A 19,097-nucleotide genomic window follows, 5' to 3' on the forward strand; every position below is an offset into this window, starting at 1 on the left:
TCTGACGGCTACTTTATAGAACGATGCAAGTTATGGAAAATGATGTTTCGTGCCATCTTGCATAACGGATCGTCATGGATACCGATTTCACCAACACCCGCGTCAAGTTCCGGCATCTGCAGTGTTTTCTTGCCGTCACGCAGCTCGGCAGCGTGCAGCGCGCCGCCGACAGCCTGTCGATCACGCAGCCCGCGGTTTCCAAAACGATCGCCGAGCTCGAATCCATTCTAGGCGTGAGGCTGTTCGAGCGCGGGCGGCGCGGCGCGGTGCCCACGCGCGAAGGGCGGCTCTTCGCGCCGCACGCGAGCGCGTGTGTCGCGTCCTTGCGCGAGGGCGTCGACATGCTCCTGCGCGAACGCGGCGACGTGCCCGGGTCCATTGCGATCGGCATCTTGCCGACGGTCGCGCCCGTGCTGCTCTCGCCCGCGCTGATGTCGTTCCGTCAGCAGTGGCCGGCCGTCTCGCTGTCCGTCTGGACGGATTCGAACGCGCTGCTGCTGGAGAAGCTGAAGGCGGGCGATGTCGATCTCGTCGTCGGGCGGCTGTCGGAGCCGGAGGCGATGCACGCGCTGTCCTTCGAACAAATCTATCGCGAGCCGCTTGCGGTGGTCGTGCGCCGCGAGCATCCGCTCACGCTCGAGACGCCGCTCACGCCCGCGTTGCTCGCGCGCTTCGTGATCGTCGTGCCGCCGTTCGGCACATTGATTCGTCAATCGGCCGAAAGCGTGCTGACGGCGTTCGGCGCGCATGCGTTGACGGCGCTCGTCGAAACCTTGTCGGTGTCGCTCGGGCGCTCGCTCGCGATGAACAACGACGCCGTGTGGTTCGTGCCCGCCGGCGCGGTCGAGCAGGACATCGCACTCGGGCTGCTCGCCGCGCTGCCGATGCCCTTTGCCGGCACTGACGAGCCCATCGGCCTGATCCGCCGCAATGACGCCGCGCGCACGCCGGTGGAGGAAACGCTTGTCGATGCGCTGCGCGAAGCCGGCCGTTCACGCGCCGGGAGCAAATGACCGGCTGCGCCGGGCGGCGCGCAAGTTGCTGAAGCAGCATTTACCGCGCACGTTTTGCGCGAAAGAAATACTATGACAAAAGCGGCGGCTACGAAGTGACTGCAACAAACCGCGATGGCGGCGGTCACATCCGGGTTGTCCGCCGCCTCTGTCGCGGACATTCCCGCACACACGCGCCGCACCCGACCATGTTCGCAAGATGAAGACAGTACTGCTCGTCGACGACGACCCCGCCACCATCGAAGCCTGGACCCTCTGCATGCAAGGCGAGGATTGCACCGTCTTATGCGCGTTCGACGGCAACGGAGCGTTATCGATACTCGGGGAAGAGAGAGTGGACATTGTCGTGTCCGACTGGATGATGCCCGGCTTGGGCGGCGCGCTGCTCTGTCAGACGATGAAGAACGACGCGGCGCTCGCGCACATTCCTTTCCTGATGATTTCGGGGCATCCGAATCCGCCGGCTTTCGTCAGCTACGACGGCTATCTGCGCAAGCCCGTCGACATGGAAACGCTGATTTCCGCGGTCAATCGCTTGTGTGCTGCGAAGAAGCGGCCGCTATATTGAGCGCCGCTTAACGCAATTCGGCGAGCGCCACGTCCATCTGCGACTGCGCGAGGCGGTTCAACTCTTGCGGGATCTCGCAATCGAGCGGCAAGCAAGGCGTGACGATCACGCGAATATGTCCGCCGCGGTCCGGCCAGCCCTTCGCGGGCCAGACCTTGCCCGCGTCGTGCACGACGGGCACGACGGGCACCTTCGTCGCGCAGGCGAGGCGCACGCCGCCCGACGCGAGCTTAAGCGGAGCATCATGCGCGACGCGCGTGCCTTCCGGAAAGATCACCACCGAATCGCCTTTCTTCAGCCGCGCGGCGCACTCGCGCGTCACGGCGGCGTGCGCCTGACGGATCGATCCGCGATTAAGGCTCACCATGTCGAGGCCGCGCAGCACCCAGCCGAAGAAGGGAATGTTCATGAGCTCGTGCTTGAACACGAAACTGATGCGCCGCGGAAAGAGCGCCATGAACGAGAGCGTCTCCCAGGTCGACTCGTGTCGCGACAGAATGATGCACGGCCCGTCGGGCAGATGCTCCAGTCCTTCGATCGAACACGTGACGCCGGTGATGACGCGCATCATCGCGACCATCGCGCGGCACCAGAGCTTCGCGAGCCGGTAGCGCCCGTTGCGGCCGACGAACGGAAAGAGCGGCAGGATCAAAATCGACCAGACGATGCCGCTGCCGAGCAGATAGGTTGCAAAGAGCCACTTGACGAGGGTGCGTCGCATCGGGATTCGTAGATGACGGGTGGATGACCAACGGCGGGAATCCGCAAGCATAGCGTATCGGGCGAAACGCGCAGGACGGGCATTCCGCGTCATGCGGTGACATGGAACCGGTGCAACAATGGACCCCGACGAAACACATTCAGCAAGGAAAGCGCAATGGACAATCAATCGCCGGTGCAGTTCGACGAAGGCATGCTCGACGTGGGAGACGGCCACTCGATCTACTGGCGCGCGCAGGGCCCGCACGACGCGCCCGTGATGCTCGTCGTGCACGGCGGCCCCGGCGGCGCGATGAACGTGAAATGGGCCGAGGTGCTCGAAGCGGACAAGTGGCGCGTCGTGTTCTTCGATCAGCGCGGCTGCGGCAAGTCGACGCCGTTCGGCAAGCTGGAAGCGAACGGCATCGATGCGCTCGTCGGGGACATGGAAAAGCTGCGCGTCGCGCTGAAGATCGAGCGATGGGCGATCTTCGGCGGCTCGTGGGGCACGACGCTCGGCCTCGCATACGGCGTCGCGCATCCGGAGCAATGCACGGGTTTCCTGCTGCGCGGCATCTTTCTCGCGCGGCGCGAGGACATCGACTGGTTCCTATGGGACGTGCGGCGCGTGTTTCCCGAGGCGCATCGCGCGTTTCTCGATGCGATCGAGGCGGCGTGCGGCAAGCGTCCCGCGAACGCGCAAGAAATCTTGCAGATGACCGAAGCGCCGCTCGCGCGTTTCGACGAGGCCGGCACGCGGCTCGCGCGCGCGTGGACGCACTACGAGACGACGCTGTCCGTCGTCAACAAGCCGGAGAAGGAACCGGCCGAGGAAGAGAAACGCCCGAGCGCGGAAGCCAACTCCGCCGCCGTCTCGATGGCGCTGCTCGAGCGTCACTACATGGCGAACGAACTGCCGCCTTCGCCGCTATTGCCGCGCGTCGCGCGCATCGCGCATCTGCCTTGCCGGATCGTGCATGGCCGCTTCGACATGGTGTGCCCGGCCGATCAGGCCGTGGATCTTGCGGCGCACTGGCCCGGCGCGGAACTGGCCGTCGTGAACGCGGCGGGGCACTGGACGTTCGAGCCGGGCAATCTCGCGGCGTTGCGCGCGGGCGCGGCGGCGCTTGCCGATGCCATCGCGCAGGCGAAAAGCGCTGTCTAAAGCTCAGAAAACCGCGGGCGTCGCTTCGGTCAGCTTGCGCCAGTCGAGGTCCGCGCCGATCACGACCGGCTTCTCCGCGCGTTGCGTCGCGACCGTGAGCGTCACGCACAGCGACGTGCCCGTCACGGAGAGATACGGCGCGCTCGTGATGACCTGCTGCGGTTTCGCGTGCGCATCGACGAAATACGGGCGATTGTCCCAGCGCCCGGTCGACGGATCCGCGATCGGCGCGAATCGCTCGCTCGGCGCGATCGCCGCCGCGCCCGCGAGCCCGGGCATGAACTCGCGTCCGGCCTGATCGAGGAAGAAGCAACTGAGCGTGCATGGCAGCGCGAGCAGATCGGCGCAGGCGGATTCGGTCGTCGTGCCCGAGGCGAAACGCCGCGCGGCCTGCGTGAGCCCCGCGCGATACGGCAGCAGGAGCAGGTCGCCCGCGAGGCGCTCGGTACGGCGCATCTGGGCGAGCGCGTCGAACACGTCTTCGAAAAGCGGCGTCGCCGCGCCGCGTTCGGCGAGTCGCGCCGACGGCATGCCGAACAGATAGCCCTGCACGAAATCGACGTTCGAGCGCGCGGCGAGCATCAGATCGTCGCTCGTCTCGATGCCTTCCGCGACCACGAACATCCCCGATTCGTGCAGCAGATCGACGAGCTTCGGCATCAGTGCGTCGCGCATGTGCGGGCTTTTCGTGCGCACGAGACTGCGATCGAGCTTGACGATGTCCGGCCGCAGCGTGATCAGCCGGTCGATGTTGGAATGCCCCGCGCCGAAATCATCGACGGCGACGAGAAAGCCCTGCGCGCGAAACGTGTGCGTGGCGCGCGCGATTTCTTCGACATCCGTGCCGCCCGATTCCAGCACTTCGATCACGAGGCGCTCGGGCGCGAGGCCCGCTTCGCGCGTCGCGGAGGCGAGCCGCGCGGCGTAGCCCGGATCGGTGAAGGTCGCCGGATTGATGTTGAGGAAGAGCCACTGCGCGTCCGGCAGCAGGGGCGCCGCATTGCGCAGATGCGCGAGATGGCTCATGCGGTCGAGCTCGGTCAGCTTGCCCGCGACGATCGCCCGCCCGAAGAGATCGAACGGCCCGACGAGCGCGCCGCCGCCCGTCTCGCCGCGCAACAGCGCCTCGTAGCCCACTTCGCGTTGATGCGGCAGGCTGTAGATCGGTTGCAGATGCGTGCGCAGCGCGATGCCGTCGACGACTTCCGATTGTCCCGTCAGCACGTTCAGGCGCGGTTGGACGCCGGGCGCGGCGCGGCGCCCGGAGACGGCTTACGGGACGCGAGCGCGGGCAGACGAACGCACAAGGGGGCAGTCAGGTCGATGAACGGCACGGCGGTCACGCGATTCGGTGGGGATGAGCGCAATATCGGCCGGTCGTGCGCAAACTTGAGCAGCCAAGTCGTCTATATGTCCAGAGCGCTTCGGCCGCCCCCGGTTTGCCGCCGGAGCCCTCGCGACCTATCTTTGTTGGTGCGATGCTACGATCCGCCTGCAACTTAAGCCGGGCCGCGCTCGTCGAAAGCTGCAACGAACCCCTAGAGAGAGATATGGCGCAACAGAAAACCAATCCCAAACTCGAGCAGGCGCTGACACGCGGCGATCTCGCGATCCGCCAGGCCAACTCGGGCCGCGCCACCGCCGTGCTGCGCGCGCTCGGCAAGATGATCGTGGAGGCATCGGCGACGATCGGCGTCGAAGCCCACGTGGTCATCCACGACGGCGACAAGATCTACGATCCGGCCGACGGCGCGTGGCCCCAGCAATTGCTCGTCTCGCTCGATGGCCCCGTCGAAGAAAACGATCCGGACGAGATTCGCACGATCACGCTGCTGGCCGATACGCCGGCGACGATTTTCCGCTGCGAGTGGCAACGCGCCGACGGCAATATCGGGCGGCAGGAAGGCCGTCCGCTCGCGATGGTCGCGTTCATTACCGATGTCGACATTCCCTGGCTCGACGAAGACGACTGATTTTTTAATCCGCTTTGGCGGAATACACACAGCCGCCATGAATATGGCGTGATAGAGCGGGCGTTCCTCAAGAACGCCCGCTTTTCGTTTATCTCTCCGGTTTCCACTCCCCCGGCTCAGCGCGTTTCCCGCGCCGCACATTATGCGAAGAAAAAGTGTAAGCAAACGTTACCGAGCCCTGTTTTATATGTGTTTTCCAGCGTTTACGCGATGCTCCGCGACGGTTCTGCGAACGCTATTCTCCTGATTGCCTCTCGCGTCGATTGGTGGCTGCTCGCCCTCGTTCTTTCACCCTCTTCGGGCTCGGCATATTCCTGTACGGCATATGCGCATTTGGTTTTGGGCGGCTACCGGCGATTGGCTTTTCGTCGATTAGAGGCTTTCTTCCACAGCTTTAGCTCGAAAGTTGCTGAGAAACAGTGGCAAGCGCGCACCCCGTTGTTCGACTTCGTGAGAGGCTCGATTCGCCCGTGTAAGGAACCCTTCAATAAACGTCCTTGACACGCGGCATCTTTCCAATCGCCAAGAAAAAATGGGGTTTACAAATGGAACGCCTGAACCTTGCCAACGCCGCCGCTAACCAATCCGAACCGGCGGTTCGCCCGACTCTCACGGTAGTGCCCGCACTTCAGAAAACGGAGCGCATGCCGTTTACTATTCGTATCGTCCGAGACGATGCTGGATTGCAGAAAGCCGTGAGCATCCGACGTTCGGCCTATGGGCGGCATCTGCCCGAATTCGCCGAAAAGATGACGATCGAGTCCTCGGACTGGGACCGCGGCACGGCTGTGCTTCTCGCCGAATCCAAGCTGGACGGCGCGCCGCTCGGCACCATGCGCATTCAGACCAATGCCTATGGTCCGCTCGCCGTCGAGCAATCGGTGCGTCTGCCCGAGCATCTGGCGACGAGCCGCCTCGCGGAAGCGACGCGTCTCGGCGTCGCGGGCGGGATGGTGGGCCGGGTGGTCAAGGTGGCGTTGTGCAAGGCGCTCTGGATGTTCTGCGAATTGCATGGGATCGATTTCATGGTGATCACGGCGCGTACGCCGCTGGATCGGGAGTATGAGGCGATGCTCTTCAAGGATGTTTTCGGCGCGGGCGAATTTTTGCCGATGTCGCACGTGGGCGGCCTGCCGCATCGCGTGCTCGCGAAGGACGTCGCCGCGGCACGTCAGCGCTGGGAAGAAGCCCGTCATCCGCTCTTCAATTACATGGTGCACACGCATCACCCCGACATCGATTTGCATTCTGTAGATTTATCTTTTGACTGGGAACCGGTACGATGCCCGGAAGCCCCGTTGATGGCTTACGGCAGGTGAAAAGGCACGATCGTATCCAGGAAGGTAAAAGCGAATAACCGGGCCGCAAAGCGGTCCGGTAGGCCAAGAAGCGGCGGCGCACGGGATTCTTCGCGCTCCGCCGCTGTCTGCGCCGGCGCAGTTCTCGCTGGGCGCAAACGGGGGTTTTTCCAGGTATGGCGTCGGTTATTCCAGCTTCCTTATCGAGATTCAGACGCACGGGCTCGTGGATCGACGACGCGTTGTACGCGGTCGCCGTTTACGCCGTGCCGATTCTGATTCTGCTCGGTACGATCGCGACGCTCTATTTCCTGCCGCGCCAATACGAAACGCGCGGCGCGGTTCCGCTCCAACTGCACGTCGTCGCCGATAAAGGCGGCATCATGACGCCCGCCGATGCGCTCGAAGCGCTGCAAGGCGCCGCGCCCGTCTCCCGCTACAGCACACGTCTCTCCGAAAAGCCGATCTGGTTCGGCTTCACGACGCCCAGCATGAGCGCGGAATCGTCGACGGTCGTCGAATTGCCTTCACGCCATGCGCAAACGCTTGCCTGCTGGAACGCGCGCACGCTCGCGCCGCTCGGCCAGGCGGATCGCGAAGGCGTGAGCGGCGAGATGCGCGTGGTGAAGGCCGGCTTCTCCATTCAGGTCGGCCGTATCAAGGAGGCCGAGAGCGTCTTGTGCCGCGGCACTTTTTCTGGTCCCGCGCAAATCAATGCGTACGCGTGGGAATGGCAGGGCCTGCGCAATTCGGCGCTCGATTTTCAGGAAAGCTCGGGGCTGATCGCCGGCGGTTTGCTGACGCTCGCGGTTTTCGTGTTCGTCACGGCGCTCATCAATCACGAATGGACCTACGTGATTTTCGCCGTGTGGCTGGTCGGCAATCTGCGCCTCTGCGCGAACGCGATGGGCTGGGACATGCAATGGCTCGGCCGCATGCTGCCTTCCGATTTCATGCAGCCGTTGCGGCAGTTCACCTTCGCCGCGTATTACCTGCTGACGGCCGCGCTGTTCCAGCAGCTTTTCCGGCGCGAGTTGCGCGTGGTCGGTTATCGCTGGCTGCTGCGGGTGATTCAATATGTCGGCATCGTGCTGCTGGCGGCCGCGTTCGCATTGCCGTACGCGCTCTTCATTCCGACGCTCTGGGTCATCGCCGGTTTCGGCATCTGCGTGCTGCTGTTCTTCCTCGCGCGGCTCGTGTGGATGGCGCGCTCGCGCACCGTGCTCTGGTATGTCGCGTCGCTCGGCGTGGTGCTGTTCTCGACGTTCTCCGAAGTCCTCGGCGCGGCCTTCGGCCTGAAGGTGCTCGTCGGCGGCGTCAATACGGTGATGGCCGCGCTGTCGTCGAGCATGATGGCCGCCTTCGCGATCGCCGAGCAGATGCGCGCCGAGCGGGATTTCCGCCGCCAGGCGCAGATGGAATTGCGCAATACCTACGAAGTCACGCCGATCGGCCTCTTCACGCTCGATGCCGACGGTCACTTCGTGCGCGCGAATCCCGCGTTGCGCGCGATGCTCGATCTGCAAAAGAGCGACTACAAGGCGCGCCACTGGAACGACTATTTCGAGGCGGGCGCATGGGGCGCGTTGCAGGCGCTGGCGTCGAAGGGCAGCGATGGCGAACTCGAAATGGGCGGCTCACCCGAGCGCGGCACCGGCGAGCGACGCTACTTGCTGAAAGCGATCCGCTCGAACGGCTGGATCGAAGGCTCGCTGCAGGACACGACCGAACGCTCGAAGGCCGTCGAGCGGTTACGATTTCTCGCGGAGCACGATTCGCTGACGGGCTCGCTGAATCGCCGCGGCGTCGAGAAGGCGATCGCCGCGCAGAGCGAAGAGACGCTGCCGTGGGCGCTCGCATATGTCGATCTCGACCGCTTCAAGCTCGTCAACGACCTCTTCGGCCATCGCAGCGGCGACGAAGTGCTGCGCCAGGTCGCGGCGCGCACGCGGGCGCACTTCGCGCGCAGCTATCCGGTCGGGCGTATCGGCGGCGACGAGTTCGTCTGCGTGATGCACGACACGTCGATCGAAGACGCCATCGCGCAATGTCGCGAGCTCATTTCGATTCTTTCGGACGCGCCGTATCAAGTCGGCAATCGCGCGTTCCAGGTGAAGGCGTCGATCGGTCTCGTCGAATGCTCGCAGGGCGTGCGCGTGCAAGACGCGCTTTCTCACGCGGATCGCGCGTGCCGTGAAGCGAAGAAGGTCGCGCATACGCATCTCGTCACGTACCGCAAGGGCGCGGCCGCGTTCGAGGAGCGCGCGGAGGAACTGAAGCTCGTCGAGACGCTCGGGCGCAATCGCCTGCCGCCGGGACTCTTCCTCGTGATGCAGCCGATCATGTCGCTGTCCGCGCCGACCGAATCGCTCAACTTCGAAGTTCTGTTGCGCATGCGCGCACCCGACGGCGCGACGCTGCCCGCGGGCAAGGTGATCGTCGCGGCGGAGGAGTCGGGCAATATCGCCGCGATCGATCGCTGGGTCATCTCGACGCTGCTCGACTGGATCGAGGCGCATCAGCATCGGCTCGGCAACACACAGTTCATCTGCGTGAATCTGTCGGGCGGCTCGCTGAACGACGAGCAGTTCATGGAGGACATCTTCGCGCTCTTCGCGCGTCACCAGTCGATTGTGCATTACCTGTGCCTCGAGATCACGGAGAGCGTCGCGCTGCACGATCTGGAGAACACGCAGCGCTTCATCGCGCGCGTGCACGACATGGGCGGCAAGATCGCGCTCGACGATTTCGGCGCGGGCTACACGTCGTTCAAATATCTGAAGGCGCTATCCGCCGATGCGCTGAAGATCGACGGCGAATTCGTGCGCTCGATGTGCGCGCATCCGGCGGATATCGCGATCGTCGAGGCGATCGTCGCACTGGCGCGCAATCTCGGCATGCGCAGCGTCGCGGAGTGGGTCGAGGACGTCGACACGTTGCGCGCGTTGCAGGAGATCGGCGTGGACTACGTGCAGGGCTTCCTGGTGGCGCGGCCGCAGGATAGCTCGGCGATCCTCGCGGCGAGCTCGGCCGCGAGTTTCGTGAAGGATCCGGAAGTGATCAGTTTCGTCGAAGGTCTGTCGGAGCCGGCTCAGGCGAACGTGTTCGACTACGAATGGCACGCGCGCGCCTCGGGCACGCACTGAGCACCACGCGGCTCAAGCCGTCTTCATCTCGTTCAATACCTTGGCCGCCGCAATCGGAATGCGCGTGTCGTCCCATTGCGCAAGCCATTGAATCTCCTTGCGCGTGAAATAGCCGGCGTGATTGCGCAGCGCGAACTGTAATGAATCGACGATGTGATCGCGGATGATCTGCGGCGCGTTCTCGTCCTTGACGATCGCGTGGAGGGCTTCGAGTGTGCTCATGGCTGTTTTTCGGTGATGACGGTTCTCGTCGAAGATAACCGACTAAAAATCGCGAAAAAAAATCGACCTGCATCGCGCGTGCGGTTTTTGGAACGGCGCTTGATAAAATCGTCGCGGACGTCTTTACTAAATAAAAAAACTGGATTTAATCGAACGGGGACGAACACATGAACGATGTCCGGCGCTCGCGTCCGCCCCGAGAGGCGCGGGCCGATGTCTGAGCCGCCCGCGCGCAAAGCCTCGGCGCATTCCGTCGGTTCGAATCAGCTCGGCATGCGCCAGTTCAACGAGCGCATCGTCCTGCAGACGATCCGGCTCCACGGCGCGTTGCCCAAAGCCGATATCGCGCGCATGACGCGTCTGTCGATGCAGACGGTCTCGCTGATCGTCGATCATCTGATCGAGGACGGCCTGCTCGCGAAAGAGCCGCGCTCGCGTGTGCGCGGACGTATCGGTCAGCCGTCGGTGCCGATTTCGCTGCGCGCGGACGGCGCGTTCTCCATCGGCGTGAAAGTGGGGCGGCGCAGTCTCGATGTTCTTTCGATGGACTTCGCCGGCAACGTACGCACGCGCGAGACGCTTGCCTATCCGTATCCCGATCCGCAAACGCTCTTTCCAGCATTGGAAGAGCGGCTCGCGCGCACGATCGGCGCGCTCGGTGATGGCGCGCGGAAGATCGCGGGCGTCGGCGTCGCTGCGCCGTTGTGGCTCAGCGGCTGGCGCGATTTCTTCGACACGCCGCCCGACGCGCTCGCGGCTTGGGACGACATCGACATTCGCGAGCGGATCGAAGCGATGTCGGCGCTGCCTGTCGAGTTCGCCAAGGACACGACGGCCGCGTGCGCCGCCGAACTGGTGATGGGCCAGGGACGCGGGCTGCGCAACTTCCTGTACGTGTTCATCGGAACGTTCATCGGCGGCGGGCTCGTGATCGACGGCCGATTGCATGCGGGCCCGAGCGGCAACGCGGGCGCCATCGGCTCATTGCCGCTGATGGGCCGCGGCAAAGGGCAGCGCGCGGGGCAATTGCTCGACACGGCGTCGGTGTATGTGCTCGAGAAGGCGTTCGCCGCGGCGGGCGCGCCGGCCGCCGCAGCGCACGACGAGCGGGCGATGTCGCCGGCGTTGCGCGCGCTATCGGATGCGTGGATGCGACAGACGTGTCCCGCGATCGCGACGGGCATCGCATCGTCGGCCGCATTGCTCGATCTCGAAGCCGTGGTGATCGACGGGGAAATCGACCGGACCTTGCTGCGCGAGGTCATCCGCCGCACCGGCGATGCGCTCGCCGACTTCGACTGGCAAGGCATGACGCGCCCGCGTCTCGTCGAAGGGCAGATCGGCCCCGACGCCCGCGCGATGGGCGGCGCGATCCTGCCGCTCTATGCGCATTTCGCGCCGAAGCACGAGCTCTTTCTGAAGCCGCTCGAAGCCTGATTTCAGTCCAGCGAGAGCCGCGCGGCGAACGCGAGCAGCGCGGCGGAGAATGTCCAGCGCTGCACGGTCTGCGCTTTCGGATGGCGGCGGAGCCAGCCGGAAATCCGCACCGCGCCTGCCGCAAGCGTGAGGTCGAACAGGACGCCGACCGCGACCAGCACGACGCCCAGTTCGAGCACCTGCGACCAGACCGGCGCGGACTGCGGACGCACGAATTGCGGCAGCAGCACGGAGCAGAACAGCAGCGCCTTTGGATTGAGGATGCTGCTCAGAATGCCTCTGGCGTACGCCGAACGCCGCGTCGATGCGGTTGCCTGACCGGGCGTCGCGTCGAGTCCGAATGCCGGCGAGCGAAAGATCTGAATCGCCACGTAGGAGAGATACAGGCCGCCCGCGATGCGCACGCCATCGTAAAGCCACGGCGCGCTGCGCAAGAGCGCAGCGACGCCGAGCGCCGACAGCGTCACGTGCGTCGCCCGCGCCGTGGCGAGTCCGCCGGCCACCGCGAGACCGTGACGGAAACCACGGGTGCCGCTCGTCTGAAGCACGAGCGCCATGTCCGGCCCCGGCAGCGCGTAGACGACCGCAAGCGCGCCGATGAAAACCCAAAGCAAGTGTGCCGAGACCATGATGTGCTCCTGTTTCGAAGGCTACATCGTGCCACTTCGGAACGAGCGTTTTCGGGCCTTTTTATGCCGGTAAAAACTGATGCGCAACGACTTTCCCCTAAAATTGGCATCAATAAAAGGGGAAAGCTCCATGACCGAGATCGATCGTATCGACCGCGCGATGCTCGCCGCGCTTCAGCAGGACGGGGGCATGCCTGTCGCGAAACTAGCCGAGCGCGTCGGCCTGAGCGAAACGCCGTGCGCGCGCCGGCTCAAGCGTCTCGAAAGCGAGGGCTATATAGACGGCTATCGCGCGGTGCTGTCGCGCAAGGCGCTGGATCTGGGCGTCGTCGCCTTTGCGCAGGTGCGTTTCAGCGTCCATGATCGCGCGCTGTCCGATCGCTTCGAACGCGAAATTCAGGGCATACCGCGCATCGTCTCGTGTCACAACGTGTCGGGCACCGCGGATTATCTGCTTCAGATCATTGCGCGCGATCTCGACGAATACGGCGTCTTCATGCGCGACGTCTTGCGAACCTTGCCGGGCGTGACGGCCGTCGAATCGATGCTTTCGTTGCGAGAGGTCAAGCGCGACAGCGGTCTCCCGGTGCCTTGATGTCTATACAACGACGAGGCAAACACGGCGCTTAAAGCTTCGGGATTCCCCTAATACAACCCAAGTTGTATATACAAGAACATGAGACTTAATCGATGGCGCGTCCATCGACACTCTTTTTTTCTTGATGCGCAGGAGCACTCGTGACTTCACCCTCCCGTTTTCGCGATACCGAGATCCGCGCGCCGCGCGGCACGCAACTCAACGCCAAAAGCTGGCTGACCGAAGCGCCGCTGCGCATGCTGATGAACAATCTCGACCCCGACGTGGCCGAGAATCCGAAGGAACTAGTCGTGTACGGCGGCATCGGCCGGGCGGCGCGCGACTGGGCGTGCTACGACAAGATCGTCGAGACGCTGAAGAGGCTCGAAGCGGACGAGACGCTGCTTGTCCAGTCGGGCAAGCCGGTCGGCGTGTTCAAGACGCATGAGAACGCGCCGCGTGTCCTGATCGCGAACTCGAATCTCGTGCCGCATTGGGCGAACTGGGAGCACTTCAACGAGCTCGACGCGAAGGGCCTCGCAATGTACGGGCAGATGACCGCCGGTAGCTGGATCTACATCGGCAGCCAGGGCATCGTGCAGGGAACGTACGAGACCTTCGTCGAAGCCGGACGCCAGCATTACGGCGGCGAGCTCAAAGGCCGCTGGGTGCTCACCGCCGGTCTCGGCGGCATGGGCGGCGCGCAGCCGCTCGCGGCGACGCTCGCGGGCGCATGTTCGCTGAACATCGAATGTCAGCAAAGCCGCATCGATTTCCGTCTGAAGACGCGTTACGTCGACGAACAGGCGACCGATCTCGACGACGCCCTCGCGCGTATCCAGCGCTATACGTCGGAAGGCCGCGCGATTTCAATCGCGCTGTGCGCGAACGCGGCGGACATCCTGCCCGAGCTCGTGCGCCGCGGCGTGCGACCGGACATGGTTACAGATCAGACGAGCGCCCACGATCCGCTCAACGGCTATCTGCCGAAGGGCTGGACCTGGGCGCAGTATCGCGATCGCGCGCAAAGCGAACCGGCGGCGACGGTGAAAGCCGCGAAACAATCGATGGCCGAGCACGTCCGCGCGATGCTCGCGTTGCGCGAACAGGGCGTGCCGACGTTCGATTACGGCAACAATATCCGCCAGATGGCCAAGGAAGAGGGCGTCGACAACGCGTTCGATTTCCCGGGCTTCGTGCCGGCCTACATCCGTCCGCTCTTTTGCCGCGGCGTCGGGCCGTTCCGTTGGGCCGCGCTCTCCGGCGATCCCGAAGATATTTACAAGACCGACGCGAAGGTGAAAGAACTCATCGCCGATGACGCGCATCTGCATCGGTGGCTCGACATGGCGCGCGAGCGCATCAGCTTTCAGGGCCTGCCGGCGCGTATCTGCTGGGTGGGGCTCGGCCAGCGCGCGAAGCTCGGCCTCGCGTTCAACGAGATGGTGCGCAACGGCGAGCTGTCGGCGCCGGTCGTGATCGGCCGCGATCATCTCGATTCCGGCTCGGTCGCGAGTCCGAATCGCGAAACCGAATCGATGCGGGACGGCTCGGACGCCGTATCCGATTGGCCGCTTCTGAACGCACTTTTGAATACGGCGAGCGGCGCGACGTGGGTCTCGATTCACCACGGCGGCGGCGTCGGCATGGGCTTCTCGCAGCACGCGGGCGTCGTGATCGTATGCGACGGCAGCCGCGAAGCCGATGCACGCATCGCGCGCGTGCTGAACAACGATCCGGCGACGGGCGTCATGCGCCACGCCGATGCCGGTTACGACATCGCGATCGAATGCGCGCGCGACCAAGGCCTCGATTTGCCGATGATCACGCGATGAAAACCGTTTGGCATCACTGCCACGCCGCGACGATGGCCGGCGGCAAGTATTCGATCATCGAAGACGCGGCGATTCTGACCGACGGCGCCCGCATCGATTGGATCGGGCCGTCCGCGGCGGCGCCGGCGATCGGTGACGGCGAGCGTGTCGATCTCGACGGCGCGTGGGTGACGCCGGGGCTGATCGATTGCCACACGCATCTCGTCTTCGGCGGCGATCGGAGCGGCGAGTTCGAAGAGAGGCTCGAAGGCGTGAGCTACGCGGAGATCGCGGCGCGCGGCGGCGGCATCGCGAGCACCGTGCGCGCGACGCGCGAAGCCAGCGAAGACGCGCTGTTCGAAGCCGCGAAGCGGCGCGCAGTCGGCCTGATGCGCGAGGGCGTGACCGCGCTCGAAGTGAAATCCGGCTACGGGCTCGATCTCGCCAACGAACGCAAGATGCTCGCCGTGGCGCGACGGATCGGCAATGCGCTGCCGCTCACCGTGCGCGCGACGTGTCTCGCCGCACATGCTTTGCCGACCGAATACGCGAACCGCGCGGACGGCTACATCGCCTATGTCTGCGATGAAATGCTGCCGGCACTCGTCGAAGAAGGCCTCGTCGATGCCGTCGATGCGTTTTGCGAGCACATCGCGTTTTCGACGCAGCAAGTCGAGCGCGTGTTTCGACGCGCGCAAGCTCTCGGCATACCCGTGAAGTTGCACGCCGAACAGTTATCGTCCTTGCATGGATCGTCGCTTGCGGCGCGCTATCGGGCGCTGTCGGCGGATCATCTCGAATACATGACCGAGGACGATGCCATCGCGATGGCGCAGTCCGGCACCGTCGCCGTGCTCCTGCCGGGCGCGTTCTACATGTTGCGTGAAACGCAGTCGCCGCCCATCGACGCGTTGCGGCGGCATCGCGTGCCGATCGCGCTGGCGAGCGATCTGAACCCCGGCACGTCGCCGGCGCTTTCGTTGCGCATGATGCTCAACATGGGATGCACGCTGTTTCGCCTGACGCCGGAAGAAGCGCTCGCCGGTGTGACGATGCATGCAGCGCGAGCGCTCGGTTTGCAAGCGACGCACGGATCGCTCGAAGCCGGAAAGGCCGCGGATTTCGTCGCCTGGCAAATCGACAGGCCTGCTGAACTTTCGTACTGGCTCGGCGGCGCGCTGCCGAATCGCGTCGTGCGTGGCGGCTCGGAGATCGATTTCGAGCGCATCGCGGGATGAAACAAAACGCCTCGTCCGGGCGGGACGAGGCGTTGCGCCAAGAAAGAAACGATGAAGCGTGGCGTTACGTGCGCTTTCGGATCATTCCCCAGACGACGAGCAGGATGATCGCGCCGATCACCGAAGCGATCCATCCCGCCGGCTGTCCCGGCTGATACCAGCCGAACGCTCGGCCGACGTATCCCGCGATCAGCGAGCCGGCGATGCCGAGGATGATGGTCATGATCCAGCCCATGTTGTCGTCGCCCGGTTTGAGCGCGCGCGCGATGAGCCCGACGACGAGTCCGACGATCAAAGTGCCGATGAATGCAAACATGCGGTTGCTCCTTGACAGAGTTTTACGGCTTCTTGATTGCGTTGCCGATGGATTCCGGACGGTCCCGGTACGTTCAAAGTAGCACGGCGCAATGCGTTTGGGTATGACACTGGCCGTCTGGCCATTCCTCCAAGCAGGAACGATGCCCCGTGCGTCGCGCAAGGTAAAATTCGTCGCATTGCCTCAATGCAGCCTTGCTACGATATGACCGATTCCGAATTCCCTTCCGGCGACGACGCGATCCACGAAGATCGCCTCTGGCGCGACGACGGCTGGACCGCGCGCGTTATCAAGAACGAGGACGACGACGGCTGGGCCGTCGAGATGATTCAGGCTGGCGAGGCGGAGCCCGCGCTCGTCGGTCCGTGGACGATGGGCCGTGACAAGAAAAACCCGAAGCCGCTCGATGCAAACGCGTTTCGCACGTTGGTCAAGACGGCGTCGGAAGTGTTGCGCCGCCATGAGCAGCAACGTCACGCGATGCTGAACAAGAACATTACCGTCGACGTGCAGGGCGACGAAGTGACCGTCACGCTGGAGATCGTTCCCGATGAAGACGATCCCTACGCCAATCTCAAAGCCTTCGATGCGTACGGCGCGCAACTGGCGCACGTGCGTGTGTCGCCGGCATTCAAGCTCAGCAAGGCGAGCGCTGAGCGCTGGGCGGAGAACGATTTCGCGAAGCCGAACTGAATCGGCTGCACGGCGCGTCGCCTTCATCGCGTGACCAAAGAAAAACGCCGTCGCACTTTCGTGCGACGGCGTCGTGAGAAATTGCGCGAGTCGGTTCGGCTCTCAGCGGTTCCGGACGACGAATTCGATCCGGCGGTTGGCGAAACGTCCGCTCGCGGTATCGTTGTCGGCAATGGGATTGGCATCGCCGTAACCCGTGGCCGTGAGCGATTGAGGCGGCACGCCATTTCGCACCAGGTAACCGCGGACAGCCTCAGCACGTTCCTTCGATACTTCGAGCTTCGCCGATGCTGCACCCTGTCCATCGGAATAGCCCGCGACTTCGAGATTCACCATCGAACCCTTGGCGGCGCAGCTTTTGAGCAATTGTGCCGTCTCGCCGAGCGTGGAGTAGGCGCTTTCCGGCACTTGGGCGCTCGAGCGCGCAAAGTTGACCACCTGAAGGTCGAGCACGCGGGTCAGCTTGTCGCCGGAGCACGGTGTGTCAGTGGCGAGGAGGCTCTTCATCGCGTTGCGGAAGGACTGCGTCGCGGTGGCGACGGCGCCGTCGACGTCGAACGCCGCGACCTGGAACATGCCGCCGAGCGTGCCTTTCAGACGATCGGTCCAGCCGAGCTTCCCGTTCGCTGCCGTGCCGCTCAGTTCGACTTTAGAGCCGCTGACCTTCGCTTCCGCGCCGGGCAGGGCCATGAGCGGGAAAAAGTCGTTCAGGCGCGAGAGCCAGGTCGCCGGGCGCGTTTCGGGGACGACGGTAACGTCCGCCGTGTAAGCTTTTCCGAAGCGGGCGGTCAATGAGTCGATCAGATGCTTCTTCTCTGCTTCCGTGCCCACCGTCGCCTCGATCGCCGGGACGCCTGACGCGTTGACGCTGAACACCAACTGCGCGTCTTTCCAGGAAGCGGGAGCGGCCTTCGGCGCCGATGCCGTTTGAGTTGCCGCCGCGGTTGTAACCGGCGCGCTCACGGGCGCAGCTTCCGGCGCATTGTCGGTGGCCGCCGTAGTCGACAGCGCCGCGGACGAAGCCGGCGTCGACATATCCGTGACTTGCTGTGTGGCGGGCGCCGCGCTCAGATCGACGCTGCCGCCGTGCGTGAAGCCGCGGTAATAAACCAGCGCGAGAATGGCGGCCAACAGGGCGAAGAGCAGCCAGATCCACTTGTTCGAACGTTTCGGCGCGGGCTTGCGCACCGGAGCGCGCATCGGGGGCGGCGCGGGCGGTGCGGCCTTCGAAACCGGCGCAGCTTGCGCAGGGGGAGGCGTCTGCACGACGGCCGCGGGCGCGACTGCTGTTGCCAGCGCGACATCGGCATCGATGCGCGGTTCCAGGCTCGATGCGACCGTATCGAGTCGCGGCGTGATGCAGCTGGTGAAGCCTTCGGTATTGCCGACGCCGATGGCCGTGGCGACCGCGTTCGACATCGACGTATTGATTTCGCCGACCTGATCGCGCAGCAGCTTGGGCACCTGCGGCAGCCCCCACTGCGCGAGCAGAAAGTGGCGCTTCATGATGCCGAACAGCACGGCGGCGACGATGCCCGCGAGCGCCGACGTGGCCTGCGTGGGAACGCCGGTTTCGGCGGAAACCGCGTCGGACAGCGCATCGACGCGCTGGCCCGTCGCGAGCGCGGCAAGCGCGTGACCGTTGGCTTCGAGCTGTTTGAGCCCGCCGGTGGTCGCGATCAGCTTGGACAGATGATCCGCGATATGGGCGTTGGTCTCCTGCTGCATGATGACGGCGTACACCGACTGCGAGCCGGGCACGAGCGTCGCCCGGTCCATCAGCGACGCGACCATGCCGGGCGCGATGCGTGTCACGAGCTGCCGGACGATCTGACCGGGGATGCCGAATTGTTGCGACAACTGCTCCGCGATGTGTTCCGAGATTGCGGCATTGACCGCCTGGACCAGATTGATGCTCATCGACTGAAATTCCTTTCGACATGAACGCTTAACGCAAGCGCAATTGTGCAGCGCATTCTATATGCACAGTTATCCTAAAAAGAACCGCGCATACTTCTTTACGAAAACGGTGCATTAACGCGATTCGCGTTGCGCCTTCTTTAGCGTGCGCGCAAGCTCAGGTCGGCGAAGAATTTGAGAATGCGTTTGCCGGCGATGCCGAGCCACGACGGCTTTGCGGGCGCGGGTTCGGCATCCTTCACGGCAAGCGCGACGAGCGACAGCATGGAGTGGGAATGGATGAGCGTGCGGTAGGAAGCGTCGAGCGGCGACGTCCACGCGCAGGTGCGGCAATCGTGCTTCGGGCACGCGTTGCAGGGAGGTTGATTGCGGTTCATGGCGGAATCCAT

Annotated in this window: 18 protein-coding genes; 11 read left to right on the plus strand and 7 right to left on the minus strand. The window is 64.2% G+C overall.

Going from position 1 to position 19,097, the window contains the following annotated elements; genetic code table 11:
* Positions 1-74: 74 nt before the first annotated feature.
* Positions 75-1,013 carry a pca operon transcription factor PcaQ gene (gene pcaQ, locus NCS28_RS16315; RefSeq protein WP_250514788.1) on the plus strand — a complete coding sequence of 313 codons (939 nt, stop codon included), beginning with the start codon at positions 75-77 and terminating at the stop codon, positions 1,011-1,013.
* Between the two features lie 199 nt (positions 1,014-1,212).
* A complete protein-coding gene (locus NCS28_RS16320; protein ID WP_250514789.1) occupies positions 1,213-1,581 on the plus strand; it encodes a response regulator in 369 nt (122 codons plus the stop codon).
* 7 nt (positions 1,582-1,588) lie between these two features.
* On the opposite strand, the gene NCS28_RS16325 is transcribed toward NCS28_RS16320, so the two are convergent.
* Positions 1,589-2,302 (minus strand): lysophospholipid acyltransferase family protein, encoded by a 714-nt coding sequence (locus tag NCS28_RS16325; RefSeq protein ID WP_250514790.1) that lies wholly within the window; start codon positions 2,300-2,302, stop codon positions 1,589-1,591.
* Between the two features lie 156 nt (positions 2,303-2,458).
* Here NCS28_RS16325 and pip point away from each other — a divergent pair, with 156 nt between their 5' ends.
* Complete coding sequence (pip, locus tag NCS28_RS16330) at positions 2,459-3,445, plus strand: prolyl aminopeptidase (RefSeq protein ID WP_250514791.1); 987 nt, start codon at positions 2,459-2,461, stop codon at positions 3,443-3,445.
* A gap of 3 nt (positions 3,446-3,448) precedes the next feature.
* Here pip and NCS28_RS16335 read toward each other — a convergent pair whose 3' ends face one another.
* Positions 3,449-4,669, minus strand: a complete 1,221-nt coding sequence (locus NCS28_RS16335) for an EAL domain-containing protein (RefSeq protein ID WP_250514792.1) — start codon at positions 4,667-4,669, stop codon at positions 3,449-3,451.
* Positions 4,670-4,995: 326 nt separating this feature from the next.
* On the opposite strand from NCS28_RS16335, the gene NCS28_RS16340 reads away from it, so the two are divergent.
* From NCS28_RS16340 to NCS28_RS16350, 3 genes are all read left to right on the plus strand, one after another.
* Positions 4,996-5,418: a hypothetical protein gene (locus NCS28_RS16340; RefSeq protein WP_250514793.1), complete on the plus strand. Its 423-nt coding sequence runs from the start codon at positions 4,996-4,998 to the stop codon at positions 5,416-5,418.
* A 545-nt stretch (positions 5,419-5,963) separates the two neighbouring features.
* Positions 5,964-6,737: a hypothetical protein gene (locus tag NCS28_RS16345; RefSeq protein ID WP_250515035.1), complete on the plus strand. Its 774-nt coding sequence runs from the start codon at positions 5,964-5,966 to the stop codon at positions 6,735-6,737.
* Between the two features lie 155 nt (positions 6,738-6,892).
* Positions 6,893-9,862, plus strand: a complete 2,970-nt coding sequence (locus tag NCS28_RS16350) for an EAL domain-containing protein (RefSeq protein WP_350029797.1) — start codon at positions 6,893-6,895, stop codon at positions 9,860-9,862.
* Between the two features lie 12 nt (positions 9,863-9,874).
* Here the strand turns inward: NCS28_RS16350 and NCS28_RS16355 are convergent, their stop codons facing one another.
* Positions 9,875-10,084, minus strand: coding sequence for a hypothetical protein (locus NCS28_RS16355; protein ID WP_061118349.1), 210 nt, complete (start codon positions 10,082-10,084; stop codon positions 9,875-9,877).
* 213 nt (positions 10,085-10,297) lie between these two features.
* On the opposite strand from NCS28_RS16355, the gene NCS28_RS16360 reads away from it, so the two are divergent.
* Entirely contained in the window at positions 10,298-11,521 is a 1,224-nt protein-coding gene (locus NCS28_RS16360; protein WP_250514795.1) for an ROK family transcriptional regulator, read from the plus strand.
* 2 nt (positions 11,522-11,523) lie between these two features.
* Here the strand turns inward: NCS28_RS16360 and NCS28_RS16365 are convergent, their stop codons facing one another.
* Positions 11,524-12,150: a LysE family translocator gene (locus NCS28_RS16365; RefSeq protein WP_250514796.1), complete on the minus strand. Its 627-nt coding sequence runs from the start codon at positions 12,148-12,150 to the stop codon at positions 11,524-11,526.
* 130 nt (positions 12,151-12,280) lie between these two features.
* Between NCS28_RS16365 and NCS28_RS16370 the strand changes: the two genes are divergently transcribed.
* The 3 genes from NCS28_RS16370 (at position 12,281) to hutI (ending at position 15,779) form a co-directional block, all read left to right on the plus strand.
* Positions 12,281-12,745: an Lrp/AsnC family transcriptional regulator gene (locus NCS28_RS16370; protein ID WP_250514797.1), complete on the plus strand. Its 465-nt coding sequence runs from the start codon at positions 12,281-12,283 to the stop codon at positions 12,743-12,745.
* Between the two features lie 143 nt (positions 12,746-12,888).
* Positions 12,889-14,562, plus strand: a complete 1,674-nt coding sequence (gene hutU, locus NCS28_RS16375; protein WP_250514798.1) for a urocanate hydratase — start codon at positions 12,889-12,891, stop codon at positions 14,560-14,562.
* Positions 14,559-15,779: an imidazolonepropionase gene (hutI, locus tag NCS28_RS16380; RefSeq protein WP_250514799.1), complete on the plus strand. Its 1,221-nt coding sequence runs from the start codon at positions 14,559-14,561 to the stop codon at positions 15,777-15,779. Before hutU ends, hutI begins: the two co-directional genes overlap by 4 nt.
* Positions 15,780-15,843: 64 nt before the next feature.
* Here hutI and NCS28_RS16385 read toward each other — a convergent pair whose 3' ends face one another.
* Positions 15,844-16,095, minus strand: coding sequence for a GlsB/YeaQ/YmgE family stress response membrane protein (locus NCS28_RS16385; RefSeq protein WP_250514800.1), 252 nt, complete (start codon positions 16,093-16,095; stop codon positions 15,844-15,846).
* Positions 16,096-16,299: 204 nt separating this feature from the next.
* Here NCS28_RS16385 and NCS28_RS16390 point away from each other — a divergent pair, with 204 nt between their 5' ends.
* Positions 16,300-16,788: a hypothetical protein gene (locus NCS28_RS16390; RefSeq protein WP_250514801.1), complete on the plus strand. Its 489-nt coding sequence runs from the start codon at positions 16,300-16,302 to the stop codon at positions 16,786-16,788.
* 102 nt (positions 16,789-16,890) lie between these two features.
* Here the strand turns inward: NCS28_RS16390 and NCS28_RS16395 are convergent, their stop codons facing one another.
* Complete coding sequence (locus NCS28_RS16395) at positions 16,891-18,708, minus strand: OmpA family protein (protein ID WP_250514802.1); 1,818 nt, start codon at positions 18,706-18,708, stop codon at positions 16,891-16,893.
* A 140-nt stretch (positions 18,709-18,848) separates the two neighbouring features.
* Entirely contained in the window at positions 18,849-19,085 is a 237-nt protein-coding gene (locus tag NCS28_RS16400; protein ID WP_250514803.1) for a hypothetical protein, read from the minus strand.
* Positions 19,086-19,097 lie beyond the last annotated feature (12 nt).

Origin of the sequence: Caballeronia sp. INDeC2 (assembly GCF_023631325.1) — a bacterium.
In the GTDB taxonomy this organism is placed as follows: domain Bacteria; phylum Pseudomonadota; class Gammaproteobacteria; order Burkholderiales; family Burkholderiaceae; genus Caballeronia.